Source organism: Nitrogeniibacter mangrovi, from assembly GCF_010983895.1.
Taxonomy (GTDB): Bacteria; Pseudomonadota; Gammaproteobacteria; order Burkholderiales; family Rhodocyclaceae; genus Nitrogeniibacter; species Nitrogeniibacter mangrovi.
Window position 1 is genome coordinate 1,844,058 of record NZ_CP048836.1, and the last position, 23,867, is coordinate 1,867,924.

21 protein-coding genes are annotated in these 23,867 nt (G+C 68.5%); 8 read left to right on the plus strand and 13 right to left on the minus strand.

From position 1 onward, the window contains the following. Nucleotide 1: 1 nt before the first annotated feature. On the minus strand, nt 2-199 hold the full coding sequence (locus G3580_RS08435; RefSeq protein ID WP_173764833.1) for a hypothetical protein: 198 nt from the start codon (nt 197-199) through the stop codon (nt 2-4). A 397-nt stretch (nt 200-596) separates the two neighbouring features. Between G3580_RS08435 and G3580_RS08440 the strand changes: the two genes are divergently transcribed. Further along, entirely contained in the window at nt 597-1,418 is an 822-nt protein-coding gene (locus G3580_RS08440; protein WP_228720814.1) for a lytic transglycosylase domain-containing protein, read from the plus strand. Nucleotides 1,419-1,459: 41 nt separating this feature from the next. On the opposite strand, the gene G3580_RS08445 is transcribed toward G3580_RS08440, so the two are convergent. The 3 genes from G3580_RS08445 to G3580_RS08455 all read right to left on the minus strand — a co-directional run bounded on the left by G3580_RS08445 (nt 1,460) and on the right by G3580_RS08455 (nt 5,543). After that, nucleotides 1,460-2,596: an extracellular catalytic domain type 1 short-chain-length polyhydroxyalkanoate depolymerase gene (locus G3580_RS08445; RefSeq protein ID WP_173764834.1), complete on the minus strand. Its 1,137-nt coding sequence runs from the start codon at nt 2,594-2,596 to the stop codon at nt 1,460-1,462. A 179-nt stretch (nt 2,597-2,775) separates the two neighbouring features. Then, complete coding sequence (gene ccoG, locus G3580_RS08450) at nt 2,776-4,167, minus strand: cytochrome c oxidase accessory protein CcoG (protein WP_173764835.1); 1,392 nt, start codon at nt 4,165-4,167, stop codon at nt 2,776-2,778. Beyond that, nucleotides 4,164-5,543 (minus strand): HPP family protein, encoded by a 1,380-nt coding sequence (locus tag G3580_RS08455; RefSeq protein ID WP_456093857.1) that lies wholly within the window; start codon nt 5,541-5,543, stop codon nt 4,164-4,166. Before G3580_RS08455 ends, ccoG begins: the two co-directional genes overlap by 4 nt. Between G3580_RS08455 and G3580_RS08460 the strand changes: the two genes are divergently transcribed. Both G3580_RS08460 and G3580_RS08465 read left to right on the plus strand, forming a co-directional pair. Continuing rightward, complete coding sequence (locus G3580_RS08460; protein ID WP_173764837.1) at nt 5,437-6,294, plus strand: LysR family transcriptional regulator; 858 nt, start codon at nt 5,437-5,439, stop codon at nt 6,292-6,294. The two genes, G3580_RS08455 and G3580_RS08460, sit on opposite strands and share 107 nt — an antisense overlap. A 93-nt stretch (nt 6,295-6,387) precedes the next feature. Continuing rightward, entirely contained in the window at nt 6,388-7,653 is a 1,266-nt protein-coding gene (locus G3580_RS08465; RefSeq protein ID WP_173764838.1) for an SUMF1/EgtB/PvdO family nonheme iron enzyme, read from the plus strand. Here the strand turns inward: G3580_RS08465 and G3580_RS08470 are convergent. From G3580_RS08470 to G3580_RS08480, 3 genes are all read right to left on the minus strand, one after another. Continuing rightward, the gene (locus G3580_RS08470; protein ID WP_173764839.1) at nt 7,574-8,719 is read right to left on the minus strand and encodes a glycosyltransferase family 4 protein; all 1,146 of its coding nucleotides are present in this window, start codon (nt 8,717-8,719) and stop codon (nt 7,574-7,576) included. The two genes, G3580_RS08465 and G3580_RS08470, sit on opposite strands and share 80 nt — an antisense overlap. Then, a complete protein-coding gene (locus tag G3580_RS08475) occupies nt 8,713-9,081 on the minus strand; it encodes a hypothetical protein (protein WP_173764840.1) in 369 nt (122 codons plus the stop codon). The genes G3580_RS08470 and G3580_RS08475 overlap by 7 nt, the downstream gene beginning before the upstream one ends. Before the next feature lie 152 nt (nt 9,082-9,233). Beyond that, complete coding sequence (locus G3580_RS08480) at nt 9,234-9,797, minus strand: YbhB/YbcL family Raf kinase inhibitor-like protein (protein ID WP_228720815.1); 564 nt, start codon at nt 9,795-9,797, stop codon at nt 9,234-9,236. Nucleotides 9,798-10,052: 255 nt separating this feature from the next. Between G3580_RS08480 and G3580_RS08485 the strand changes: the two genes are divergently transcribed. After that, nucleotides 10,053-11,111 carry a YVTN family beta-propeller repeat protein gene (locus G3580_RS08485; protein WP_173764841.1) on the plus strand — a complete coding sequence of 353 codons (1,059 nt, stop codon included), beginning with the start codon at nt 10,053-10,055 and terminating at the stop codon, nt 11,109-11,111. Nucleotides 11,112-11,166: 55 nt separating this feature from the next. Here the strand turns inward: G3580_RS08485 and G3580_RS08490 are convergent, their stop codons facing one another. Together G3580_RS08490 and G3580_RS08495 are read right to left on the minus strand one after the other, a co-directional pair. Next, entirely contained in the window at nt 11,167-11,490 is a 324-nt protein-coding gene (locus tag G3580_RS08490; protein WP_173764842.1) for a DUF190 domain-containing protein, read from the minus strand. A gap of 113 nt (nt 11,491-11,603) precedes the next feature. Further along, nucleotides 11,604-12,899, minus strand: coding sequence for an N-acyl amino acid synthase FeeM domain-containing protein (locus G3580_RS08495; protein WP_173764843.1), 1,296 nt, complete (start codon nt 12,897-12,899; stop codon nt 11,604-11,606). Between the two features lie 209 nt (nt 12,900-13,108). On the opposite strand from G3580_RS08495, the gene G3580_RS08500 reads away from it, so the two are divergent. Then, nucleotides 13,109-13,741 carry a MarC family protein gene (locus G3580_RS08500; RefSeq protein WP_173764844.1) on the plus strand — a complete coding sequence of 211 codons (633 nt, stop codon included), beginning with the start codon at nt 13,109-13,111 and terminating at the stop codon, nt 13,739-13,741. A 29-nt stretch (nt 13,742-13,770) separates the two neighbouring features. Here the strand turns inward: G3580_RS08500 and G3580_RS08505 are convergent, their stop codons facing one another. From G3580_RS08505 to G3580_RS08515, 3 genes are all read right to left on the minus strand, one after another. After that, a complete protein-coding gene (locus tag G3580_RS08505) occupies nt 13,771-15,894 on the minus strand; it encodes a methyl-accepting chemotaxis protein (RefSeq protein ID WP_228720816.1) in 2,124 nt (707 codons plus the stop codon). 174 nt (nt 15,895-16,068) lie between these two features. Beyond that, nucleotides 16,069-17,349, minus strand: a complete 1,281-nt coding sequence (locus G3580_RS08510) for an oxidoreductase (RefSeq protein ID WP_173764846.1) — start codon at nt 17,347-17,349, stop codon at nt 16,069-16,071. A 116-nt stretch (nt 17,350-17,465) separates the two neighbouring features. Further along, nucleotides 17,466-18,281, minus strand: coding sequence for a substrate-binding periplasmic protein (locus G3580_RS08515; protein ID WP_173764847.1), 816 nt, complete (start codon nt 18,279-18,281; stop codon nt 17,466-17,468). A gap of 240 nt (nt 18,282-18,521) precedes the next feature. On the opposite strand from G3580_RS08515, the gene G3580_RS08520 reads away from it, so the two are divergent. From G3580_RS08520 to G3580_RS08530, 3 genes are all read left to right on the plus strand, one after another. Further along, nucleotides 18,522-19,202 carry an MliC family protein gene (locus G3580_RS08520; protein ID WP_173764848.1) on the plus strand — a complete coding sequence of 227 codons (681 nt, stop codon included), beginning with the start codon at nt 18,522-18,524 and terminating at the stop codon, nt 19,200-19,202. Nucleotides 19,203-19,364: 162 nt separating this feature from the next. Then, the gene (locus G3580_RS08525) at nt 19,365-19,802 is read left to right on the plus strand and encodes a GFA family protein (RefSeq protein ID WP_173764849.1); all 438 of its coding nucleotides are present in this window, start codon (nt 19,365-19,367) and stop codon (nt 19,800-19,802) included. A 124-nt stretch (nt 19,803-19,926) separates the two neighbouring features. Further along, nucleotides 19,927-20,391 (plus strand): GNAT family N-acetyltransferase, encoded by a 465-nt coding sequence (locus tag G3580_RS08530; protein ID WP_173764850.1) that lies wholly within the window; start codon nt 19,927-19,929, stop codon nt 20,389-20,391. Here G3580_RS08530 and G3580_RS08535 read toward each other — a convergent pair. Then, nucleotides 20,388-23,825 carry an EAL domain-containing protein gene (locus G3580_RS08535; RefSeq protein WP_173764851.1) on the minus strand — a complete coding sequence of 1,146 codons (3,438 nt, stop codon included), beginning with the start codon at nt 23,823-23,825 and terminating at the stop codon, nt 20,388-20,390. The genes G3580_RS08530 and G3580_RS08535 overlap by 4 nt on opposite strands. Nucleotides 23,826-23,867 lie beyond the last annotated feature (42 nt).

Here is a 23,867-nt window from a genome sequence, read left to right on the forward strand (position 1 = left end):
ATCAGGCCTGGGTATTGATGATCGTGCCGACCGGCTGGCCGAGCAGATTGGGTGTTGGTTGCGTGGATGATCGGGATTGAACGGTGGTGTCGTCGCGGTCGCCGTCGGGTTCGCGGCTTTCCGTTTTTTCCGTGGCGGCTGAGCGCATGGGGGTGGTTGCTGCGGGTGAGATGGCGGCGGTGACGGTGGAGATGTTCATGACGGGCTCCGCTGGGGTCTGTGGACCGGTGTCCGGGGTGTTGCCGTGAATCGCTGCCGTTGTCCGGCGCGGCTGTGATTCGCGGCCGTGTGTTCAGGGTCGCCCCGGCCACCTTTCGGAACCCTGACAGTCGCGCAGCGGATGCTCTGTCACCGGGGTACGGGCTGACATGTCGGTGGGTTTCAACTACGTTGAAAAGACGGCGGCATGACGCTCGCAAACGAGGGGAGGGTGGCGTGATACGCGGTGTTCACGGCAAGGCCAGAAACGGTCCTCCGGGCGGTGAAACCCCGATGGGGCGGGGGCCATGGCGACTGGTCGTGGCGGGCTGTTCCCGATGAGGCCGGTGGCCGTCCTGCGGGGGCTTGTTGTTGCATCGGTGGCGATGTTTTCGTCCATGCCCGTGCATGCCGGGCCTTCGGCTGCGGCGCGGCTGCTGGCCAAAGGGGTCGCCTACGAAAACGGCGAGGGGGTGGAGCGCGATCCGTTGCTGGCGGCCAGCTTCTATTGCCGGGCGGTCCGCCTGGGGAGTGCGGAGGCCATGTATGCGCTCGGGTGGATGTATGCCAACGGGCGCGGCGTGGCGCGTGACGACGACATGGCGGGGACGCTGTTTGCGCGGGCGGCGAAGAAGGGGCATGCGCAGGCCCGTCGCATGCTGCGCTTCACCGGTCCGGGCAAGGGGCGATTGCCGTCCTGCCGGGGTCTGGCGGCAGCGCGGTCGGCCGAGGCGGGTGGCCGGATCCTGGCCGGTTTGCCGCCGATGCGTCGCGAGGTGGCCGACGTGGTGCTCGAACTGGCGCCCGGTTACGGCATCGATCCGCAGCTGGCGCTGGCCTTTGCGTCGGTCGAGTCGCGCTTCGATCCGGATGCCACATCGCCGCGCAACGCGGTGGGCGTCATGCAGCTGATGCCGGGCACGGCGGAACGGTTCCATGTGGACGACGCGCGCGACATGCGCCAGAACGTGGCCGGCGGGCTGGCTTATCTGCGCTGGTTGCTGGCGTATTTCGAGGGCGATGTGCGCCTCGTGGCGGCGGCCTACAACGCCGGGGAGGGGGCCGTCGAGCGTTACCGGGGCGTGCCGCCGTATCCGGAAACGCGTGCCTACGTGGCGCGCATCACGGCGTGGTTTCGACGCCAGACGCATCCCTACGACCGCCGGGTCGTCGACGCCTCACCGATGCTTCGCCGCCCGAGCGAGGCGTCTGCTCGTTGAGCCACCGGGCCGGCCATGGCGTGAGGCGCCCGGGCGTCCGCTCATGCGGTACTGGGCGGGTCGGTGGGCTTTTGCGCTGGCTGCGCTTGTGCTGACGATACCTGCCGAAGCCGCGGCGCGAACCAGGCCCACGCCAGGCGCAGGGCGTCCGGTCCCGCAGGGTCCGCGTAGGTTCGCCCCGGCGCGCCACCGCTCCAGGCGTGGCCGAGGCCATGGATCGAGATCAGCTGCAGGTAGGGCTCGCCGTTCTTTTCCCAGTCGAGCCGCGTGAGTGGGTAGCGCGCGCCGCGGGTGCGTTCGCGCGGGGGCAGGGCGCGCACGGCGTCGGTGTCCTCGCTCAGGGCGAGCCACAGCGCGGCGGCCGATTCGGCGTTGCCGGGGGCGACGACGGGGTCCCGGTCGCCCTGGATGAGCAGCAGCGGCGGGGCGGGATGAGCGCCCAGCTGGCGATGGATGGCTTCGACATCCGGCTCGCGCCGGCCGCGCAGCGCCTGGCCGGCCTGCCGCAAGGTGCGGGCGCTGGTGGCGACGGCGCCGGAATGGCTGGCCACGGCGAGGAAGCGCGTCGGGTGGCGCAGGGCCAGGCTCATCGCCATGGCGCCGCCGGCCGACAGGCCCATGGCAAACAGGGCGTCGGCGCGCACCGGCTCGGTGTGGCTCACGTGGTCGACGATGCTCATGATGAGCTGCGCCTCCAGCGCGACGACCGGTTCGTGCCCGAACCAGTTCCAGCAGCGCTGCGGGTTGGCTTCCTGCGCCTGCTCGGGCATCAGGACGGCGAGCCCCGTGTCACGGGCGAAGCGTGTGATGCGGGTGCAGGCGGCAAAGCTGGCGCTGTCCTGCTGGCAGCCGTGCAGGAACAGCAGCAGCGGCGCGGGTCGGCGCCTGCCGGCGCCGGGGGGCAGGTAGAGCCGGTAACGGCGCATGGCGAGCGGGCCGAGCCCCCAGCGCCCTTCGAGCCAGCGCCCGCCGCCCTCGGGTGCCTTGGGGGGTGGTGCCGGCGAGGCGACGGCGGCAAGGGCCTCGCGGGTGCTTTTGGCCGCCGCGCCGGCATGGGCGGCGAGGGTGTCGGTGGCGAGGCGGCTGGTGTGGCGTGCGCTCTTGCCGGCCGCCCGGGTGGCTGTGCGGCCGAGGCGGAAAAGCGCGTCCACGAGCGGACTGTTGCGGCGGCGTTTCATGGGTTCGGGGCGGCCTCGGGGCGGTGACGAGGCAGGCGCAAGCGCTTGCCTGCCGTTCAGATACGGCCATCGTGACGCATGAACGGCGGTTCGGGGAAGCCCCCCGGGAGTCAATCCGGTCCTGGACGGCACGCCTTGGCCGTCCAGGGATCACGCCGGGCCATCGGCGCCGACGGCGCTCACGGCATCCAGAACTTGCTCTGCTCGGTCACCGTCACCGCCGGATTGTCGACGTCGGTGACCGTGAACCGGAGGGGCTGGGCACCGCTCGGCGCCGAGTCGACGGGCACCCGGACGCGGATCACCGATGCGGCGCGCGAGGCGCTGTCCACGTCGGGCGTGTAGGGCTCGGCCAGGTGGACGCCGGTGGGGCCGGTGATGCTGAGCCGGTAGCGGTGCGGCGCCTCGGTGGCGTTGATGATCTCGAGCTGGAAGACGTTTTCGATCTGGCCACCGGCGACCTCGCGGGCCAGGGTGTTGCGGTCGCGCTGCAGGTCGATCTTGAGGGGGACGCGGGTGGCGAGCGACCACACCAGGCCGAAGGTGAGGGTGAGGAAGACGGCGGTGTAGACGAGCACGCGCGGGCGCAGCGCCTGGCGCAGCGGGCTGGCGCCGCCGGCGAGGGCGTTCTCGCTCGAGTAGCGGATGAGCCCGCGCGGGTAGCTCATCTTGTCCATGACCTGGTCGCAGGCGTCGATGCAGGCGGCGCAGCCGATGCATTCCATCTGCAGTCCGTCGCGGATGTCGATGCCGGTGGGACAGACCTGCACGCAGATGCCGCAGTCGACGCAGTCGCCCAGGCCGGCGTCGGCGGGGTTGGTCTTTTTCGATCGGCCGCCGCGCGCTTCGCCGCGCTGCTCGTCGTAGGCCACGATCATGGTGTCGGAGTCGAACATCACGGTCTGGAACTGGGCGTAGGGGCAGATGTACTTGCACATCTGTTCGCGCATGAAGCCGGCGTTGCCGTAGGTGGCGAAGGCGTAGAAGACGACCCAGAAGATCTCCCAGCCACCGAGCGTGCCGTGCACCAGCGAGGCACCGAGCTGGTGGATGGGGGTGAAGTAGCCCACGAAGGTGAAACCGGTCCACGCGGCGATGGCGAACCACAGCAGGTGCTTGGTGGTCTTGAGCCGGAGCTTGCGCGCGCTCCACGGGGCGGCGTCGAGCTTGAGGCGCTTGTTGCGGTCGCCTTCGATGCGCGCCTCGATCCACAGGAAGATTTCGGTGTACACCGTCTGCGGGCAGGTGTAGCCACACCACAGGCGCCCGGCCACGGCGGTGAACAGGAACAGGGCGAGCGCGGAGAGCACCAGGATGGCGGCCAGATAGATGGTGTCCTGGGGCCAGAGCACGAAGTCGAACACGTAGAAGCGGCGGGCGTCGAGGTCGAACAGCACCGCCTGGCGACCGTTCCAGGGCAGCCAGGGCAGGCCGTAGAAAACCAGCTGGGTGAGCCAGACGAAGACCCAGCGCCAGCGCTGGAACAGCCCATGGATGGTGCGCGGATGGATCTTCTTGCGCTTGGTGTAGAGGGGCGTGATCGGGATGACCGGGGGGTGCTCGGGTTTCATGACGCTTCCGTGGAGTGGCTGGCGTGAACGGCGTGGTGCAAGGCGCGTATCAGGTCGGACTGGGTGAGGATGCCGACGAGGCGCCGATGGGCATCGAGGATGGGAATGTGGTGGTTGGCGCCTTCGGCGATGAGGCGCGCCAGCTCGACCACCGGCTGGTCGGCCGAGGCGGTGGCCACCGGCGTGCTCATGAGCGCGCCGACCACGGCGTGGCGGCCGGCCTGGCGGGTGGCCAGATGTTCGAGCACGTCCCACGCGGTGAGGATGCCGACCACCTGCTGGCCGGGGCCGGTCACCGGCAGGGCCTTGATGGCGTGCTTGCGCATGAGCTGGTGGGCGGCGGCGACCGGCGTGCTGCGGGTGACCTGCAGTACCGGCCGGGCCATGAGATCGCCACAGCGCAGGGCGCCGAGGGTGCGTCGGTAGGCGGCGGTCTCGGCTTCCTCGAGCAGGCTTTCGATGTCTTCGCGGCTCACGTCGAGCAGCTCGTCGTGCCGACGCAGCGCCTCGTCGATGTCGGCGGCGTCGAAGCGTCGCGGCGCACGCGGCGGCGGGGCGCGATGCGGATAGTGGTGTCCGCCGAGGCGATGGAAGGCCATTCCGGCGATGACCAGCAGCGCCGAATTGAGCGCCACCGGATGCAGCGCGAACGCCGGCGAATGGGCCTGGCTCAGCACCGCGAGCAAGGCGGTGGCGCCGCCGGGCGGGTGCAGGCTGCGGGTGGCCATCATCACGGCGATGGCCAGCGCCACGGCGATGGCGGCGCCGCCGATGCGATCAGGGATGAGGGCGACACAGGCGATGCCGACCAGGGCCGACACGGTGTTGCCCACCACCACCGACCACGGCTGGGACAGCGGACTGGACGGGACCGCGAACACCAGGACCGCGCTGGCGCCCAGGGGGGCGACCAGCCACGCCTCCTGCGTCGCGACCAGATGCGCGGTGACGAGGCCGGCGAACAGGATACCCAGGCATGCGCCCATGCAGATGCGCCAGCGCGTGCCGGACGGCACCGGCCAGGCGGCCGGGAGGAGTCCTGCGAGCAGTGGGCGGGTGAGCGGGCGCGGTGCGAGGTGTCGTAAGTGATATCGTCGTCTGAGGGAGCTCAATGCGTTGGGGAGCGTGTGCCGGCTCGTGCGGCCGGCTGACGCGGAAGGATTGCGGGAGGCCGCATCGTAGGTGGCCGCGCCTGCCGCGTAAAATGAATTCCCTTGAGGCGAAATATCGAAGAATCCGATACATCGAGCGGAGGCGAACAGGCACGACATGGACATCACGCTGGCGAAGACTTTCATCGAGGTGGTGCGTTGCGGCAGCTTCGTGGCGGCGGCCGAGCAGCTGCACGTGACCCAGACCACGGTGACCGCCCGCATCCAGAGCCTCGAGGGCCTGCTGGGCTGTGCCCTGTTCGTGCGCAGCCGCCATGGCGCCGCCATGACCGCCAACGGCGAGCGCTTCCTCGGCCATGCGGCCAAGCTGCTGCAGGCGTGGGAGGCGGCACGGCGGGATCTGCCCCTGCCCGACGGCCATGACACCCTGTTCTCCTTCGGCGGCGAGGTCAGCCTGTGCAACCCGATGCTGTTCACCTGGGCGGCGCGCCTGCGCGAGCACGCGCCGTCGCAGGCGATCCGGGTCGAGGCCGGCGAGGGCGATGCGCTGCAGCTCAAGGTGGCCAACGGCGAACTCGACGCGGCGCTGGTGTATCAGCCGGTCTACCGCCCCGGCATCCAGGTCGAGCAATTGCTGGAGGAAAAGCTGGTGCAGGTCGGCGCGACGCAGCACCCGGAGCCCTACGTGTATGTCGACTGGGGGCCGGAATTCCGCCACCAGCACGACATCGCGCTGCCGCACCTGGCCAAGGCGGCGCTGCACTTCAACCTGGGGCCGCTGGCGCTGCAGTATCTGCTCCAGTTCGGCGGCCGGGGCTACTTCCGCACCCGGGTGGTGGATCGCTACATCGCCTCGGGCCAGCTGCAGCACGTGGCCGACGCGCCGGAGTTCTCCTACCCGGTGTACCTGGTCTATTCGCGCGAGAACCGCTCGGCGTTTCTCGAAGGTGCGCTCGACATCCTGCGCACCACCCGGGCCGAGGACATCGACTGGTCGCAGCGCTGGGAGCATTGAGGCCGGCGTCGCGCCCGCGGCGATGACGTGCGGGCAGACGGATCGGTGCGCCATGGTCTAAGTTGAAATCTCTGCCCCGCGCCGGGAACCGCCATGGCCGGAATCTTCATCAGTTATCGCCGCGACGACAGCGCCGGCCATGCCGGGCGCCTGTACGACCGGCTCGAACGCGAGTTTCCCGACACACGGGTGTTCATGGACGTCGAGCGCATCGCCGCCGGCGAGGATTTCACCCGCGTGATCGACACCACCCTGCACGCCTGCGAGGCCTGCCTGGTGGTCATCGGCAAGCGCTGGCTGACGGCCGCCGACGGCTACGGGCGGCGCCGCCTCGACAAGCCGGACGACTGGGTGCGGCTCGAGATCGGCGCGGCGCTTACCCGGGGCGTGCGGGTGATTCCGTTGCTGGTGGACGAGGCGTCGCTGCCGCCGCCGGAGGCCTTGCCGCCGGAGCTGGCGCGGCTGTCGTCGCTGCAGGCGCATCCGGTCCATCACCTGAGCTTTCACCAGGACGTCGGAACGCTGATCGAGCGCCTGCGCGGGGCGATGGACGCGCGCCGCGCCAGCCTGGCGCAGTCGGCGGGTCTGGCGGCCGGGACGGTGCGGGTGCATGCGCAGGATCAGCTCGATTACGTGTGGATTCCGCCGGGCGACTTCTTCATGGGGCGGGTGCCGGGCGACGGCCTCACCGACGAGCGCTACGACGACGAGAAACCGCGCCACCCGGTGCGCCTCACACGCGGCTTCTGGCTGTCGCGCGGGCCGGTCACGGTGGCGGCCTACAAGCGCTTCGTGCTCGCCTGTGGGCTGTCGATGCCGCCGGCGCCCAAGCACAACCCGGGCTGGTCCAACCTCGATCATCCGGTCACCAACGTCACCTGGGCGCAGGCGCGCGCCTATTGCGCCTGGGTCGGCGGCCGGCTGCCCAGCGAGGCGCAGTGGGAGTACGCGGCCCGCGGCGGGCAGGCGGACCGACTCTATCCCTGGGGCGACATCCTCGGTCCGACCGATGCCAACTACGTCGATAACCACGACTGGGCGGGTTCCAGTTCGCCGGTGGGGCATTTCGCGCCCAACGGCTTCAACCTGGTGGACATGGTCGGCAATGTGTGGGAGTGGATCGCCGACTGGTACGACCCGGAGGTGTATCAGGGGCGGTCGTCGCGCGAGCCCACCGAGGATCCGGAGGTGTATGTGGACACACTGCACAAGCGGGTGGTGCGGGGCGGCTCGTGGGCGTCGATTCCGGTGGAGATGCGCATCTCCAACCGGGGCTTCTTCACCCCGGCGGATACGGTGCGGGACTTCGGTTTCCGCTGCCTGGTGGACGAGATTGCGGCCACGCCGCAGTCGCCGTGAGTTCGCCGAACAGGGCGCGGTAGCGCCGTGCCATGGCCACATCGGTGAACGCGGCGAGGTAGCGTGCGCGGGCGCCAGCGCTCACGGCGGCCAGCGCCTCGGGCGTGGCGGCGTCCCAGCGGTACATGGCGGCGCGAAACGCCTCGTAGCTGGTGTCTTCGCAATGAAAGGCGTGCTCGCCGAGCACGTCCACCAGGCCGTCGGTGCGCGGACACACCACCGGAATGCCGCGCGCGGCGGCCTCCAGCGCGACCAGGCCGAAGGGCTCGTAGATGGTCGGCACGGCGAGCATGTCGATGGCGTCGAAGAAGGCCTCCAGGCGGGCACCGGCGCACCAGCCCAGGAAGCGCACCCGTTCGCCCAGCGCGTGACGCTCGAGCAGGTCGCGCGCGTAGGGGCTGAAGCCGCGCCCGGCGATGAGCACGCGGCGCGTCTCGAAGCCCGGCTCGGTGAGCATCCACTGCACGTATTCCGGATGCTTGCGCGGCACCAGGCGCCCGCAAAAGCCGAGCACGCGCTTGCCGCGCGGGGCGCGGTACGGCGCCGCGCAGCCCACGCCGTTGTGGATCACGCGCACCCGCGGGTTGAGCGCCTCGTAGCCGAGCGCGCGGTACTTGGCGCGTTCCGATTCGGACAGCAGCACCACGCAGCGGGCCAGCGCGATCATGGCTTCCTGGCCTTGCACCGCGCCGTTCAGCTCGACCCCGTTGGAGGACTCCTCGAAGGCGAGCAGCGAATGCACCGTGTAGATCGTGCGGCGGCGGCACAGGCGGGCGTGGAGCGCCGGGTTCTGCTGGTAGCTGTGCACATGCAGCAGCGGTGCGTGGAAGGCATCGAGGTCATCGGCGCTGCCGATCGCCACGTCGGGGAAGCGTGCCAGCAGCGCCTCGAGCTGCGCGGGCCGGTAGGCGTGGTCGGTGACGAACCACAGCGGGCGCACACCCTCGGCGCGCAGGCCGCTCATCAGGCTCTCCATGACCGTGCCGACGCCGCCCATGCGGTGGGTGGGCATCTCGTTGGTCACTTCGATGACGTCGAAGCGGCGCCGGGTGGTGTTGGTCAGCATGACGGCGCGGGCACGAGCCGCGGCTGCTCGGGGTCGGTCAGATCGAGCCAGCCGAGCAGTGCGATCGAGCGGCACTCCACCGGCCAGTTCTCCGCCGCCTCCCACTGCCCGTCGCGTCGGCGCCGCGCGAGGAAGAGGGCGGCGATGCACTCGTCCAGCTCAGGGTTCGTGTCCTCGATCCAGAAGTTCTGCACCACCATGATCCGGTAGCGGTCCGGTGCCAGCCGCGTGAGGTCGATGCGCAGTGTCTCCCGATGGATGAAGCACTGGCCCAGCTGGGGGAGGCGGAAGGGCGGGATCACCAGGGTCGCCTTCTCCAGCCGCGGGGCCGGCGAACAGGTAGCCAGTGATCCTGCCCGCAATGGCTTCGCCGGGGTCCCGCCCCGGCCCGTAGACGCTGTCGAACCCCTGGCCGTCGTCATATTTCACCATCACGATCGCATCCATCAGGGACTCCCGGAATGCGTGTGCGATCAGGCTAGACGCAAGCGGTGGCGGGCGCAAGCACAGGCGTTCACCGGCCCTTCTGGTAGGTGCCGACCAGCTCGGTGCGTTCGATGATGTGCGGCGCGATGCGCGCCTCCAGCGCCGCCTTGGTCGGTGTGCCCAGATCCGGTAGCACCGTGTCCAGCGCGTAGAGCTTGTGAACATAGCGGTGCCGGCCGATGGGCGGGCAGGGGCCGCCGTAGCCGGGGCGTTTCCAGTCGTTGAGCCCGGCGCGGGTGCCCGCGGGCAGCGCCGTGACCGCTTCGCCCAGGCCGCTGGCGCTCGGCGGGATGTTGTAGAGCACCCAATGGACCCAGGTCATCTTCGGCGCCGCCGGATCGGGGGCGTCGGGGTCGTCGACGATGAGCACCAGGCTCTTCGTGCCGGCCGGCAGGCCCGACCAGGCCAGCGGCGGAGAGATGTCGTCGCCTTCACAGGTGTATCGGGCGGGGATGTCTGCGCCCGAGGCGAAGACGGGTGAGCTGAGCGTGAGCGCCATGGCGGTCGTCTCCTGCGGTTGCGCGAGCGCGGCGGGCGTCGCGAGGGCCTGCGCGAGCACGCAGGCGAGGATGGAGGATGCGGATGACTTCATCGGATCGGGGCACTTCGAAGGGCGCGCAGCGGCGTGCGCCGATACTGCCAGTGTGGTGCATCGGCGCAGTTGCGCAAGGTCGGCGGAACTCATCGGCGCGCGTCGTGCCTTAAGAGGGCGTGGACAGCCCCCGCGCGCCGTGCCAGCGCAAGCGGCGCGTATTCGTGGGAGACTTGGGTTTTGGGCGGGACGTGCCGTGAGCGGGCGCGCCGGGCCCGACTATCTGCAACTCGAACAAGAAGCAAAGGAGACTCGATGAACAAGCGTTTTGTGCGAACGGCGACCGCGGTGGCGGTGTCGCTTCTGGCATCGGCAGCCGTACCCGCACTTGCGGCGGATGCCGTTTACGTGACCAACCAGGGCGGCGGCGTGAGCGTGCTCGATCCGGTCACGCTGAAGGTGGAACGCACGATCGACGTGGGCGGCACCGGGCCGCGCGGCGTGGCGGTGACGCCGGATGGCAAGTATCTGCTGACCGCCAACCAGAAGACGGCGGACATGTCGGTGATCGACCTGGCCACCGACAAGGTGGTGCGCCGGGTGCACATCGGCAAGAACCCCGAGTTCCTGCGCGTGACGCCGGATGGTACCCGCGCCTTCGTGACTTACGAGCCGAGTTCCAAGGGCGGCCCTCCGAGCAAGAACGCCAAGGACGACGACGATGACAAGACGCCGGGTGAGATCGCCGAGATCGATCTGCACAGCTGGAAGCTGGTGCGCTCCATCGTCGGCGCGCCGGAGACCGAGGGCATCGAGTTTTCCGCCGATCACAAGCTGCTGGCCATCACCAACGAGGGCAACGACACCATCACGGTGCACAACGTCTCCGACGGCAAGCTCGTGAAGACGGTTGACCTGAGCAAGGACGGCAGCCGCCCGCGTGGCATCAAGCTCTCGCCGGACGGCAAGCACTACATCGTCACCATGGAAAACTCGAACAGCTTCCTGGTGCTCGATCAGGACTTCAAGGTGCTCAAGTCGGTGCCGACGGGCATGGGCCCCTACGGCGTGGCGTTCGACAAGACCGGCAAGCACATCATCGTGGCCGCCGCCCGCGGTGGCGTGGTCCAGGTGTTCGACGGCCACAGCCATGCCAAGCTGGCCGAGGTGCCGGTGGGCAAGCGCTGCTGGCATTTCAGCTACACGCCGGACGAGAGCAAGCTGCTGGTGGCCTGCGGCCGCTCCGACGATGTGGAGGTGATCGACGCGAACACCTACAAGCGCGTCGACAACCTCGGCGGGTTCAAGCTGCCCTGGGGGATCGTGACCTATCCGAAGGCCTACGGCAGCCTCGAGACCCTCTCGCGGCCCTGATGCGCCGATCCCAGGGTCGAACGGCCGCCTTTCGGGGCGGCCGTTTTCATTGGCGTCAGTCGTCCGGCTCGCCCAGCACGCCGAATTCGATCGGGCATTTGACGTAGGGGAGGCGGAGGCCTTCGGCCGTCAGGTGGGCCCGGAGGCGTTCCCACTCGTCTTCGGTGGCGGTCATGACTACCTCCTGGGGCTGGTCGGCCAGCTCGAAGAAGTGGGCCGAATGAATGCGCCGGTGCTGGCCGAAGCCTTCGCTCGCGGGCACGATGGTGGCGCCGCGCAGGCCCAGGTCGCGCGCGGTGAGCATGAGCCATTCGGCCATGGGCGTGTGCTTGTGGCGTTTGTCCTGCTGCGTGAAGAAGGTGATCTGGAAGCCCTTCATGGATGGTCTCCTCCCGAGGGTGCGGGCGGGCGGCGTTTGCGCGCTCCGACACGTTTCATGATGACAGAACCGGCCCCGGACGGGGAAGGGCGGACGGGCGCTTCGCCGCGGACTCAGACAAAGCGCGTGGCTTCCTCGAGCTCGCCGTGGGTGCGTGCCTTGCCCAGCGCATTGACGAACTTGCGCCAGGCCAGGTCGTCCTGGTCGATGCGCAACAGCGCGATGTGGCGGTCCTGGGAGCCGAGGCGCAGCACGGTGACGAGCATCACGCACCAGTCGGCCTCGCCCAGCTCGATGATGACCGTGCCCGTGCTCCCGGCGGGCAGCTTGGCGGCGCTGCGGGCGCGAAACCCCGAGGCGGAGCATTCGAACACGGTGATCTCGAAGTTGCGCCGGATGCCGAACTGGCGGGTCGAGAACTCGCCCGGGCACACGACCGAGAAACGGCGATGGGTGCGCCGGCGCATCTCCGAGCGGGGGGCGTCGTCGGGCACGGGCGGGAGCACGCTCTTGTATTCGGGCAGGTCGTAGATCGAGTGCAGCAGCATCAGTTCGCGCAGACGCAGGCGGGCGAAGGCCTGGGTGCGCTGGTTGAAGAAGTCGTCGATGAGCGCCGGCGTCATCACCGGGTCGGTGGTGGTGAAAAAGCGCTTGTGCGGCCAGATGGTGTTGGGCAGGTCGTTGCTGCTGAAGTAGCGGTAGAGGTTCTTCTCCGGCGGCATGTCGTTGTAGCGGCGCCGGAATGCGGACAGCGCGGTGTGCAGGTCGATGTGGGCGCCGACCGCGGGTGCGCCGTTGACGAAGTCGTAATGGGCCACGGTGTGCTGCCTGAGACGGCGGAAGCACATGATGGCTTCATAGAAGCCGATATGGCGCGGATTGACCGCGATCACCAGGTGGCGGGTGTCGAACTGCCGGGTTGCGTACTCGTACATGAACTTGAGCAGCGGCAGGAGGATGCGCCCGCTGGCGGAGCGGAAGCGGCGATCGATGGCCAGCGCGGAGACCTCGGCGACGTTGCCGCCGGTCTTGCGGATGTCGGCCAGGTCGAAGATGCGCTGCATGGGAAAGCCCATGGCGCTCTCGCGAATCAGGGACACGGTGCCGACCACGCGCTCGCCTTGCCGGCACAGCAGCGTGGAGGTGGTGGGCAGGGCGTGGTAGACCGTGGCGCGCAGACCTGACGGGTCCGGTTCCATGAATCCGGCATCGACATAGGCGTCGTGCAGCAGGCGAAAACAGGCCTCGAGCTCGTCGCGGGTTTCGGCGAGCTTGAAGACGATGCTGTCCGGCAGCCGGGTGTCGCAGCGCAGTGCCCGGCTGTAGGCGCGAAAACGCCAGCGCACCGGGAGGCGGTCGAACAGGGGGCGCAATGCCGTTCGGGTGATTCGGAGCAGCGTTTTGTTCATCGAATGGCGCAGCCGAGGCCGGGTGCGCAGGGTAAGCCAGCGGCTGATTGTATGACTTGCCGGCGCGAATGTGGCAAGGATCGTTCACGTTCGGCGGTAACTTGTCCGCATCGAGCGTCCTGCGCCGACGCCCGTTTCCTGCGACCATGGTGTCCGCGCCGCAGTGCATGCCGCAGCGGCACACGATGACTTTCGTGACGGAAAGGGACATGTCAGACGGGATCAATCACCTCATCACGGTCTTCTTCGGATTCTTCGCGATCATGAATCCACTGGCGAACACGGCGGTGTTCGTGGGGCTGACGGGCGATCTGGGCTCGGCGGCGCAGGCGCGCATCGCGCGCAGATCGCTGTTGCTGACCTTCACGGTGGTGTTCGTGTTCGCCGCCCTGGGCAAGACGATTTTCCATTTCTTCGGAGTGACCCTGCCGGCGCTGCGGATTGCCGGCGGCATCCTGGTGTTCGTGATCGGTTACCACATGCTGCATGGTGAGGGCTCGTCGCTGCACGAAGGGAGCGATACCAGCGCCGAGGATGTGGCGATCTCGCCGCTGGCGGTGCCGATCCTGGCCGGGCCGGGCACCATCGCCACCGCCATGAGTTTCTCCGCCTCCGGAGGCTGGAGCGACGTGGCCGTGACGGTCGTGGTGTTCGCGCTGATGTGCGCGATCACCTATGTGTGCTTCGTGTTCGGCGAGCGCCTGCTGGCGCGCATCGGCGAGGACTTCCTCAAGATCGTGACCCGCCTGATGGGGCTGATCCTGGCGGTGATCGGCGTGCAGATGGCGATCGAAGGGGTGAGCGGCGCCGTCGCCATGCTGGGAAGCACTCCGGCCATATGACGGGGGCGGCGTGGGCCGCCCCCGCGCCGTCATGCCATGGAGACCTCGAAGGCGCCGACCAGCTGTTGCAGCTTGGTGGCGGTGATCCGGGTCTGATCCGAACTGACCTGCAGGGTGCGGATCGCCTGGGCCATGTCGGCGCTGATCTGCGAGACCCGGCTGGCGGTGTCGCCGTTGCGCTGGCTGTTGTCGTCGATGTGCTTGATGATGGCGAACATGCGTTCGACCAGGGCATACAGCTCGCGGTTGTCGCTGCTGGCATCCTCGGTCAGGCGCAGGTTCTGGTCCACGTCCTCGACCCCCTTCTCCATGAAGGCCACCGCGTCGCGGCTTTCCACCTGGATCCGACCGATCTTGTCGCCGATGTCCTTGGCGGCCGCCTCGGTGCGTGCCGCCAGACCCCGGACTTCGTCGGCCACCACCGCGAAGCCGCGCCCGGCCTCGCCGGCCCGGGCCGCCTCGATGGCTGCGTTCAGCGCCAGCAGGTTGGTCTGCTGGGTGATCTCGGTGATCACGTTGACGATGTCGCCGATCTCGCTGGTCCGGCGGTTGAGCCCCTGCATGCGCTGCGCCGAGGTTTCCACCACGCCGCGGATCGACTCGGTGCCGGCGCGCGCGGCCTCGAAGCGCTGGCGGGCTTCGGCCTCCACCTTTTCCATGGCGGCGCGCATCTGTTCGGCCGTGCTCGAGGCATTGGCGATGTCCTCCAGTTGCTGCGAGACCAGTTCCAGCATGTGGGCGATCGCCTCGCTGACGTTGCTGGCCGACTGATGAGCGACCCGGTTGCGGGCCTGCATGGTGTTGCTGTTCTTCTCCACCCCGTCGGCGGCGCGGATGACCTGGCCGACGATGGCGTCGAGGTTGTCCACGAAGCTGTTGGTCCACCGCGCCAGATCGCCGGTCTCGTCGGTGGTCATGGTGCGCGCGTCGATGCGCTGGCGCAGGTTGCCTTCGCCCTCGGCGAGGGTGCGGATGACGTCGGTGAGGCGGTCGAGGCGTTGCACCAGGCGGCGCGGCCCGAAGCGCAGGAAGCACACCCCGCCCACTGCCAGCGCGCCCAGCATGGCCAGTTCGCCGAGCAGCGGCGGCAGCGGCAGCAGGGTCTGCGCCGCCACGCCGGTGCCGAAGGCCAGCCCCATGCACACCACCAGCAGGCGGCTGAGCCGGTAGCTTAGCGAGCGGCGCCGGTAGACCTCTTCCAGGTCGGCCTCGCACATCATGCCCCAGCGGTCGGGCGAGCCGGGCAGCTGGAAGGTGACGCCCTTGCCGATGACCGGGATGTGCCGGTAGTCGGAATAGCCCGGGTAGAGCACATACAGGTTCTCGCCGTTGCGGATGGTCTCGCGCACGCCGGGGTGCAGCTTGCCGGTGGCCGGATCGTTGAACACGATCTCGAACTCGGTGTGTTGGCGGATCTGGACGGTGCCGTAGTCGGTGTGGACACCGCTCTTGAGGTTCTCGCCGTGGGAGAAGGTGTCGTCCTCGAAGCGCGAGCGCGACAGCGCGGTGCCCGGGGCGATCGCCGGATCGAAGCGCGACTCGACCATGAACACGTAGTTGTCGCCCGACTCCGGGTAGATGTGCCCGGCTTCGCGCTGGATCAGGTCGCCGATCACGTCGTTCGGCACCCGTCCGCACAGGCAGGCCACCACGACGCCGTCCACCTGCAGCGGCAGATGGAACATCAGCGTGACCTGGTCGTGGAAGCGGGAGCTGGACGGCCCCAGCCGTTCGGTTACCGGATCGACATAGGGGCCGTGCAGGAAGGGTGCCTTCAGGCCCTCGGCCAATGCACGCGGGTCGCTGGCGCGAGTGCCGATCTGAGAGGCGGCGGTCGAATGGGTGACCGTGCCGTCCGGCGTGACCAGGCACAGCTCCGAGAAGTCGTCGGCCTGCGCGAGCTTGTCCTCGAGCAGGGCCGGGTCGATCTGCGGATAGTGATCCGCCAGCTGCCCGGCCAGGGCTTCGAGATGATTCCACTGGCTCGTGGCCCAGCGCTGGAGCAGGCCGACGCGGATACGCGCGACGCCGTCGAAGGTGTGCTCGAGCACGTCGACCGAATCGCGGTTGAGCCAGGTGGCCCAGCGCATGGCCAGCTTGCCGGTGCGGCCGAACCAGGGCAGCCAGCGCCGCTCGGCGCCGGACAGCCGCATGTGACGACTTCGATGGGATGTCATTGTTGTGCCTCTGTGGGGTTGCTGCGTTGCAACAAAGCAACGATCGCGCCAGCTCAGAGGCCTGTTTGTCGGGGAAATTTACACTCTTGATGCCCGGTGGCCGCGCGAAGATGGTGCATCGCGGGGTCGTGCATGCACCATTCGGGCGATTCAGGCGTCGCCCCCATCGTCCGCCGCCAAGCCCATCCGCGCCAGCATGGCGGCCTTTTCGGTACGGACGTAGGGGTGGTAGCAATCGGCGGGCCGGGCGCCCAGATGACCGACGCAGGCGTTGCAGTCGACACAACGGGGCCCGGGCACCTCGTCCCGGGTGTGGGCGAAGAAGAACGGATCGGCCAGGAACGGTCGCCCGGCGGAGACCGCGTCGCACAGGCCGCGGGCGATCGCCTCTTCCATGGCCGCGCGGGTGCGAAAGCCGCCGAGGCAGATGAGCGGAATGCCCAGTTTGCCCTTGAATGCCGGGGCGTAATCCAGGTTGAACCCCTCGCGCCCCGGCCACAGGTGGTTGCACGCCAGTGCCACGAAGGGACGGAACAGGCGCATGAAGTGGCGCCGGAACAAGGGCAGGTGGGCCATGCTGCCCTGGACCATGGCGCGCAGGCAGTGCTCGAAGCTGCCGCGCACCATGGGAAAGCCCGATTCGTAATGGCCGACGGAGATTTCCACCGCATCGACGCCGGCGGCCTCGAACCGGTGCGCCGCCTCGGCCAGGGCGTCGGTCTTGAGGCCGGCGCGCAGGGGCAGGTCGTCATGGCCGTTCATCTTGATGATGACCGGGAAGTCGTCGCCCACCCGGGCGCGGATGGCGGCCAGCACTTCGCGGCCGAAGCGGGTGCGCGCCTCCGGCTCGCCACCGTAGCCGTCGCCGCGGCGATTGGTGTAGGGGGTGAGGAACTGGCTCATGAGGTAGCCGTTGGCCGAATGCATCTGCACGCCGTCGAAGCCGGCCTCGCGGCAGCGCCGGGCAGCCTCGCCGAAATCCTCGACGATCTGCCCGATTTCCGCTTCGCTCAGAGCGCGCGGTTGGGTGCCGGTGAGCAGATCCTTGGTGGCGGAGGCCGACACCACGTCGGTGGCGCCGACGAAGTCGGGCACCACCTGACGGCCGCAATGGTTGAGCTGGGCGAAGATGCGCCCGCCGTGGGCATGGACCGCCTCGGGGATCCGCGCCAGCCCCGGGATCTTGTCGTCATCGTCGGCGCCGGTCTGGCGCGGGGCCGACTTGCCCTGACGGCTCACGTAGATGTTGCCGGTGATGATGAGCGGGGTCTCGCCGCGGGCGAGCAGGCGGTAGAAGGCGACCAGCGCATCGGTGACGTAGCCGTCGGCGGTGGCGCGGGTCTCCGCGGTGGCGGTCTTGAACAGGCGGGCGGGCAGTTCCAGCGAGCCGATGCGGATCGGGGTGAACAACCGGGATGGGTGGGGCGACATGGCGGGCCTCCGGTGAGCGGACGCCGACAGGTCACGCCGGCGTCATGTCCACACCATAGACCGGATTGTCGCCCGTGGCGGCCGGGCCCGCGAAGGCCGGCCGCGCGGGGCATGCGTCAGGGGGCCAGGCGTTTCACTCCGTGGGCGGTGAAGATGCGGTCCAGGGTGCCGTCCGACTCGAGCGTGGCCATGGCCTGCTTGAGCGCGTCGGCCAGCTGGGTGTAGTCCGACTTGACCGCGAGGCCGAAGCTCCAGCCGCCCGGGGGGACACGACCCGGCAGCGGCGCCATGGCGACGCGGAAACCGGATTCCTTGCCCATGGCCGCTTCGGCCTGGCTGCCCAGGGCCATCACTGCGCTGAGCTTGCCGGCCTTGAGGTCGGCGAAGGCTTCCTCGAGCTTGACGTAATGGTGCAGGTCGGCGACGCGGTGGCCACCGTAGGGGGAGCCGAGGATCATCGAGCCGAGGGAGTCGGCTTCGACGCCCACCGGTTCCTTGTCGAGCACCGCCATGTCGCGCAGTTCGGGGAGGCGTTCGAGGTTGCGGGCGATCTGCAGGGTGTCGCGGAAGTAGGTGCCGAAGATGGCGACCTTGTCGTTGCGGTTGGCGAAGGCCGCCTCGGTGGGCACGTGCATCATCATGTCGGCGGGGCCGTAGCCCAGCACCGTGCCTTTCCACACCATGTTGCGCAGATCGTCGTCCATGCTCTCGTCGGCGTCGAAAGGCAGGAAGGAGACCTTCACCCCGAGCTTCTCCCCGAGCGCCCGGGCGATGTCCACGTCGATGCCCTTGGCGTCGTCCGAGAACGGGGCGAAGTCGTTGTAGATCGCGACGGTCAGGGTGCCGGAGCTGCGCACCTCGTCGAGCGAGCGGGCCTGGGCGGCCGTGGTGAGTGAAAGGGCGGCGATCAATCCGATCAACAGGTGTTTCATGTCATGTCTCTCCTAGCGGCGGGTCTGGGTGACCGCCTTGTTCGTATGGTGACCGCCGGGGCCCCGTTGCACAACGGGGCCTTGCCCGGGCGGCGTCGGGCAAGTTGCCCGCTCGACGCTGGCTCGGTGGCCAGCTTTGTCGTGTCCGGTGCTGAATGGACCGGTGCGGTGTGCCTCCGGTTCCGCATGCGCGCTCGGGTAAGATGCCTTCGAGCCGGGGTGTGCGTTGTGGAGGACGTCATGAAGGGATCGGTGTGTGGAGGTCGCTTGGGGTTTGCCGGGCTCATGGCACTCGGCGCGATTGTCGCGCAGGTGCCGGCGAGGGCCGCCGGTCCGGCCTTCGATTGCACGAAGGTGGACCGGGACGCGCCACGACGGGTCTGCGCCGACCCCGACCTGGCCGCCCTCGATCGGGAGCTGAACCGGGTGTATCGCCTCGCGCTGCGCGGATCGTCGCTTTCCTCCGAGCGGCGGCAGACGCTGAAGGTCATGCAGCGCGGCTGGATCAAGGGGCGGGACGATTGCTGGAAGGCCGCGGACCTGACGGCCTGCGTGCGCGAGGCCTATGTCCTGCGCATCCATGAACTGCGCGAAGGTTACGTCGGCGCAAGAGCGCAGGACGAGGCCGGTATCAGCCTGGGACCGTGGCGGCTCGATTGCGGCGGCCTCGACGCAGCCATCTCGGTGAGCTTCGTCAATTCGGTGACGCCGCATGCCGTGATGCGGTGGGGCGATCGGGTGCTGTTTCTGGATCAGGCCCGTTCCGCCTCCGGTGCGCGGTACGTGGGCAGCCTGGCGGGGGCGCCGGCGGCGTTGTGGATCAAGGGGGCAGCGGCGCGCTTCACCCTCTCCGGTCGTGCGCCCCATCGGTGCCGCTTCAACGCCCCCGACCGGGTGTCGTCAGGGGGGCATGGTCCATGACATCGGGGATGCATGGGCGCGCGGCATTCGTGCATTCATGGCCTTGCCGAACCCATGGGGTTTTCCTATCTTTAGAGAGCTTGCCTCCGCAGCAGCTTGCGAAGGAGGACGCGGTCTACGCGGGGCCGGCACCTCGAAAATGTCATAAAGGAGACATGAAACATGGCAAGCAACCAGACTGGCGGATGCCAGCATGTGCACACGCACCTGCACGGCGGTCCGATCGACAATCACACCTGCCACTGCTCGGTGTGCAAACGCGTCACCGGACAGCCGACCACCCACGTGGTGTTCTACAACTACCGCGACGTGGAAGTGGACAACCCGGCAGGGCTGAAACGTCAGCCCTTCAACGACCAGAACCCCGACGGACCGCTCGAGTTGTGCACCTGCGCGACCTGCGGCACGCCGATCATGCTCGATGACAAGCAGCACCGCATCCGCGTGATCGTGCCGAACCTGATGGGCTTCGATCCGCAGGGCATGCCCGCGACCTATCATGCGTTCTACGATCCGGCTTCCGGGGAGGCACGGCCGAGCGATGGCCGTCCGGTGTACGAGGCCCTGCGGCCTGATTTCGTCTGGCCGCAGCCTGCCTGACGTTCTCGGTCCACTGGTAACGAACCCCGCATCGGCTCGCCGGTGCGGGGTTTTTCTTGTCCCGCGGCAAGGGCGCGGCGGTGAGAAAATGGCGTTTTGCCCGACTCGAACCGGAGTTCGCATCATGGCCGATGGCGTGAGCATCACCCCCGCGGAACCGGGGGACATCCCCGAACTGAGCCGGCTGCTTGGACAGCTGTTTGCCCAGGAACATGAATTCACCCCAGATCCGCAGACGCAGGCGCGCGGCCTTGCGGCCATCGTGGACGATCCTGCGCGTGGCGTGATCCTGGTTGCCCGCACGCCGACCCGGGTGGTCGGGATGGTCAATCTGTTGTGGAGCCTGTCCACCGCACTGGGCGCGCCGGTGGCGCTGTTCGAGGATCTCATCGTCGCCCCCGACTGGCGCGCCCGCGGCGTGGGGACCGCGCTGGTGGAGGCGGCGATCGGGGCGGCACGCGCGCACGGATGCCGGCGTGTAACCCTGCTGACCGACCATGACAACCTGGCTGCGCAGGGCTTTTATACCCAACGTGGATTCCGGATGTCGACCATGCGCCCGATGCGGCTGATGCTCGACGACCGCTAGCGCGCCGGCTCGGGTTTCGACTGCCGTTGGTCGGGCTGGGCGGTCGTGTCGATCCCGAGGCTGGCCCGGGCGTCGATCAGGGTCTGCAGCTGCTCGAGCAGTTCCTGGGAGCAGGCATGCAGGCGGGCCATGGCCGGCTCGCCGTCGAGATCGCCGCCGCTGTCGGGGCGGATCAGCTCGCTGCTGATGGCATGGAGCGAGCGATGGATGGTGTCGAGGGTCTCGAAGGCGGTGCCGTTGCGGCCGCTACCGCGGCGTTTGTCCAGCCAGCGGCCGAAGCGACACCGGTGGTGGTCGGTCTCGGGCGGTGTCAGGCCGCGGTCGAGCGCATAGGCCGCGAAGCGTTCCAGCCAGGCCCGGTGTTCCGAGGCCGCGTAGAGCAGTTCCACATCTTCCTGGGGTAGGCGTCCGGTGTGCGTCCATGCCGCCGGCGCGCGCCATTGGCCGGCCCAGCGCTCAAGGGCTTCGGCCGGCATGGGCCGTGCGATGCCGTAGCCCTGGCCGAGTTCGCAACCGAGCTGGAGCAGCAGCTTGCCATGGGCCTCGGTTTCCACGCCCTCGGCGATCACCTCGCGATGGAAGGCACGGGCCAGACCGAGCACGCCTTCGAGAATCGACAGGTCGCCCGGATCGTGAAGCATGTCGCGCACGAAGCTCTGGTCGATCTTGAGCACGTCCACGGGCAGGCGCTTCAGGTAGGTGAGACTCGAGTATCCGGTGCCGAAATCGTCGAGGGCGAAACGTACGCCGAGCTCGGCGCAGGCGCCAATGACCTCGCTGATCAGCTCCACGTCCTCGAGCGCGCTGGTCTCCAGGACCTCCAGCTCGAGCCGGTGAGGCGGCACCGCGGGATGGGCGGCGAGCAGGGCGCGCAGGCTGCTGACGAAATCGGCCTGCTGCAGATGGCTCGCGGCGATGTTGACACTGAGTGTCAGATCCAGCCCGGCGGCGCGCCATTCGGCGATCTGGTTCAGCGCGGTTTGGATGACCCATTCGCCCAGTTCGATGCCGGTGCGGTGGGTGTCGATGTGGGGCAGGAACTCGGCCGGCGCCAGCAGCCCGCGTTCGGGGTGCATCCACCGGATCAGGGCCTCGGCGCCGATCAGGGCGCCGTCGCGCATCCGGACCTTGGGCTGGTAGTGAAGCACGAATTCGTTGTCGGCGATGGCACGCTGCACCCGCGCGATCACCTCGTGGCGGCCGCGTACGGCGCGGTCCTGTTCGGCGTCGAACAGGTGATAGCGGTTCTTGCCGGCCTGTTTGGCCTGGTACATGGCCTGATCGGCCTGGCGGATGAGCTGGTCGGAGTCCAGGTCGCTGTCGCCGCCGTACTGCACCAGGCCGATGCTGCCCGACAGGTGGAAGGTACGCTGATCCAGATGGATGGGTTCGGCGATGGCGGACAGCAGGCGGCGGATGACGGTTTCCTGTGGTTGAGTCGCGGGGGGATCGAAGAGCACGATGACGAATTCGTCGCCACCGACGCGCGCAACGGTGTCGTCGTCGCGCAGCGCCTTCTTGAGTCGCCCGGCCACGATGACCAGAACGCGATCGCCCAGGGCGTGTCCATGGGCGTCGTTGATCTCCTTGAAGCCGTCCAGGTCGAGATAGGCCAGCCCGAGCTGCACGCCCCGACGCCGGGCGCGGGTCATGGCGTGGGCGAGGCGATCGACGAGCAGGACGCGGTTGGGCAGGCCGGTCAGTGGATCGTAGTAGGCGAGGTGCTCGAGCTGGCGCTCGTATTCCTTCTGGCGGCTGATGTCCGAAAACACCGCCACGAAGTGCGAGACCCGTCCTTTTTCGTCGCGGACCCCCGACACGGTGAGGATCTCCGGATACACCTCGCCGGATTTGCGCCGGTTCCAGATCTCGCCTTCCCAGAAGCCGTGCTCGCGCAGTTGGGTCCACAGGGTTTCGTAGAAGTCGCTGGCGTGGCGGTTGGACTTGAGAATGCGTACGTTCTGCCCGATGGCTTCGGCGCGGCTGTAGCCGGTCACCCGGGTGAAGGCGGGATTGACGTCGATGATGTTGGCGCTGGCGTCGGTGATGAGGATGCCTTCGCGGGCATTGGCGAACACGCTCGCGGTCAGTTGCAGCTCGATCTGGGCCAGCTTGCTGCCGGTCACGTCGATCTGGGTGCCGGCGACCACGAGCGGGCGGCCGTTGGCGTCGCGTTCGGTGGTCTGGCCCCGCTGAAGCAGCCACACCCAGTGCCCGTCCTTGTGGCGCATCCGGACTTCACAGGCGTAGTGGTCCAGGTCGCCCGCCAGATGCTCGTTCATCAGGGTGCTGCAGCGCTCGCGATCGTCCGGATGGATGAGCGCGTTGATTCGCTCGGCGCTCATCGGGCCAAGGGATTCCGGCGTGTGGCCGAGCATCTCGGCCCAGACCGGATTGATGACGACCTCACCGGTGGCCAGATGCCACTCCCAGGTGCCGGCCCGGGTGCCCTGGATGATGCCTTCGAGGCGCAGCTGGTTGCGCAGCAGCTGGCGCGTCTTGGCGCGCACCACGTGACGCAGGTGCAGGTTGGACAGCAGGGCCATCATCACCAGCGCTGCGGCCGCTGCCGCATAGGGCCAGTAGCCGGCCCAGTCGATGCCGCGACCGGGCAGGTGGGTGCCGGACCACTTCCAGCTGATGCGATCGAGCGCGCCGGTGCGGCGCGCTCGTGCCACGCCCTTGTCCAGAATCGAGCGCAGCACCCGATTGCCCTCCCTGACCGCCATGGCGTTGTGGCCCACGTAGAGGGGCTCGCCCACCGTCTTCATGCGTGCGTTGAGCTGATGGCTGTAGAGGTAATGCAGCACGATCTGTTCGTCGCCGATGAGGGCATCGGCCCGACCGGCCAGGACCGCGTCGACGGCCGCGCCGAACGAGGCCGTCGGTACGACGGTGACACCGATGCCGCGCGATTTGAGAAATTCCTCCGCGTAGTCGCCGCGCTGCATGGCGATGCGCTTGCCGTCCAGGTCGGCCAGATCGGTGATGTCGGGGCGCTCGGCGGCTACGAAGATGGTCGCCGGGATGTCGAAGACGGTGTCGGTGAAGTCGAACTGGCGGTCGCGCGCTTCGCTGTAGAAGAAGCTGGTGAGCACGTCGGCGCGGCCGTCGAGCACCGCGTGCTGGGCATCGATGAAGGTGGTGTCGGCAAACTCGGCATGAAAGCCGTACTCGGTGCCGATCCAGGTCGCCAGCTCGATCATCATGCCCTTGCGGGCGCCGCTGTTGTGGTCGATGAATTCGAAGGGGGGATACGCCGTCTGGCTGATGAAGACGATGGGGCCGGAGCGGGCCAGGAATGCGCGCTCCTCGTCACTCAGATCGTTTGGGCCGGTGGACTGGCTGAAGGCCGAGGCGATTCCGGGCAGGACCAAAAAGACGGCCAGGACGAGCCGGCACAGGCGAAGGAAGATCCCCGTGTTGTCGAGCATTGAGCGCCAGTTTCCCGTGATGATGCGGTGCGGCGCCGGGGC

Bases quoted from the DNA above. Each gene is read 5' to 3' on its own strand.
- G3580_RS08435 (WP_173764833.1), bottom strand. From the start codon at position 199: ATGAACATCTCCACCGTCACCGCCGCCATCTCACCCGCAGCAACCACC.
- G3580_RS08440 (WP_228720814.1), top strand. From the start codon at position 597: ATGCCCGTGCATGCCGGGCCTTCGGCTGCGGCGCGGCTGCTGGCCAAA.
- G3580_RS08445 (WP_173764834.1), bottom strand. From the start codon at position 2,596: ATGAAACGCCGCCGCAACAGTCCGCTCGTGGACGCGCTTTTCCGCCTC.
- ccoG (WP_173764835.1), bottom strand. From the start codon at position 4,167: ATGAAACCCGAGCACCCCCCGGTCATCCCGATCACGCCCCTCTACACC.
- G3580_RS08460 (WP_173764837.1), top strand. From the start codon at position 5,437: ATGGACATCACGCTGGCGAAGACTTTCATCGAGGTGGTGCGTTGCGGC.
- G3580_RS08455 (WP_456093857.1), bottom strand. From the start codon at position 5,543: ATGCGGGCGGTCACCGTGGTCTGGGTCACGTGCAGCTGCTCGGCCGCC.
- G3580_RS08465 (WP_173764838.1), top strand. From the start codon at position 6,388: ATGGCCGGAATCTTCATCAGTTATCGCCGCGACGACAGCGCCGGCCAT.
- G3580_RS08470 (WP_173764839.1), bottom strand. From the start codon at position 8,719: ATGCTGACCAACACCACCCGGCGCCGCTTCGACGTCATCGAAGTGACC.
- G3580_RS08480 (WP_228720815.1), bottom strand. From the start codon at position 9,797: ATGAAGTCATCCGCATCCTCCATCCTCGCCTGCGTGCTCGCGCAGGCC.
- G3580_RS08485 (WP_173764841.1), top strand. From the start codon at position 10,053: ATGAACAAGCGTTTTGTGCGAACGGCGACCGCGGTGGCGGTGTCGCTT.
- G3580_RS08490 (WP_173764842.1), bottom strand. From the start codon at position 11,490: ATGAAGGGCTTCCAGATCACCTTCTTCACGCAGCAGGACAAACGCCAC.
- G3580_RS08495 (WP_173764843.1), bottom strand. From the start codon at position 12,899: ATGAACAAAACGCTGCTCCGAATCACCCGAACGGCATTGCGCCCCCTG.
- G3580_RS08500 (WP_173764844.1), top strand. From the start codon at position 13,109: ATGTCAGACGGGATCAATCACCTCATCACGGTCTTCTTCGGATTCTTC.
- G3580_RS08505 (WP_228720816.1), bottom strand. From the start codon at position 15,894: ATGCGGCTGTCCGGCGCCGAGCGGCGCTGGCTGCCCTGGTTCGGCCGC.
- G3580_RS08510 (WP_173764846.1), bottom strand. From the start codon at position 17,349: ATGTCGCCCCACCCATCCCGGTTGTTCACCCCGATCCGCATCGGCTCG.
- G3580_RS08515 (WP_173764847.1), bottom strand. From the start codon at position 18,281: ATGAAACACCTGTTGATCGGATTGATCGCCGCCCTTTCACTCACCACG.
- G3580_RS08520 (WP_173764848.1), top strand. From the start codon at position 18,522: ATGAAGGGATCGGTGTGTGGAGGTCGCTTGGGGTTTGCCGGGCTCATG.
- G3580_RS08525 (WP_173764849.1), top strand. From the start codon at position 19,365: ATGGCAAGCAACCAGACTGGCGGATGCCAGCATGTGCACACGCACCTG.
- G3580_RS08530 (WP_173764850.1), top strand. From the start codon at position 19,927: ATGGCCGATGGCGTGAGCATCACCCCCGCGGAACCGGGGGACATCCCC.
- G3580_RS08535 (WP_173764851.1), bottom strand. From the start codon at position 23,825: ATGCTCGACAACACGGGGATCTTCCTTCGCCTGTGCCGGCTCGTCCTG.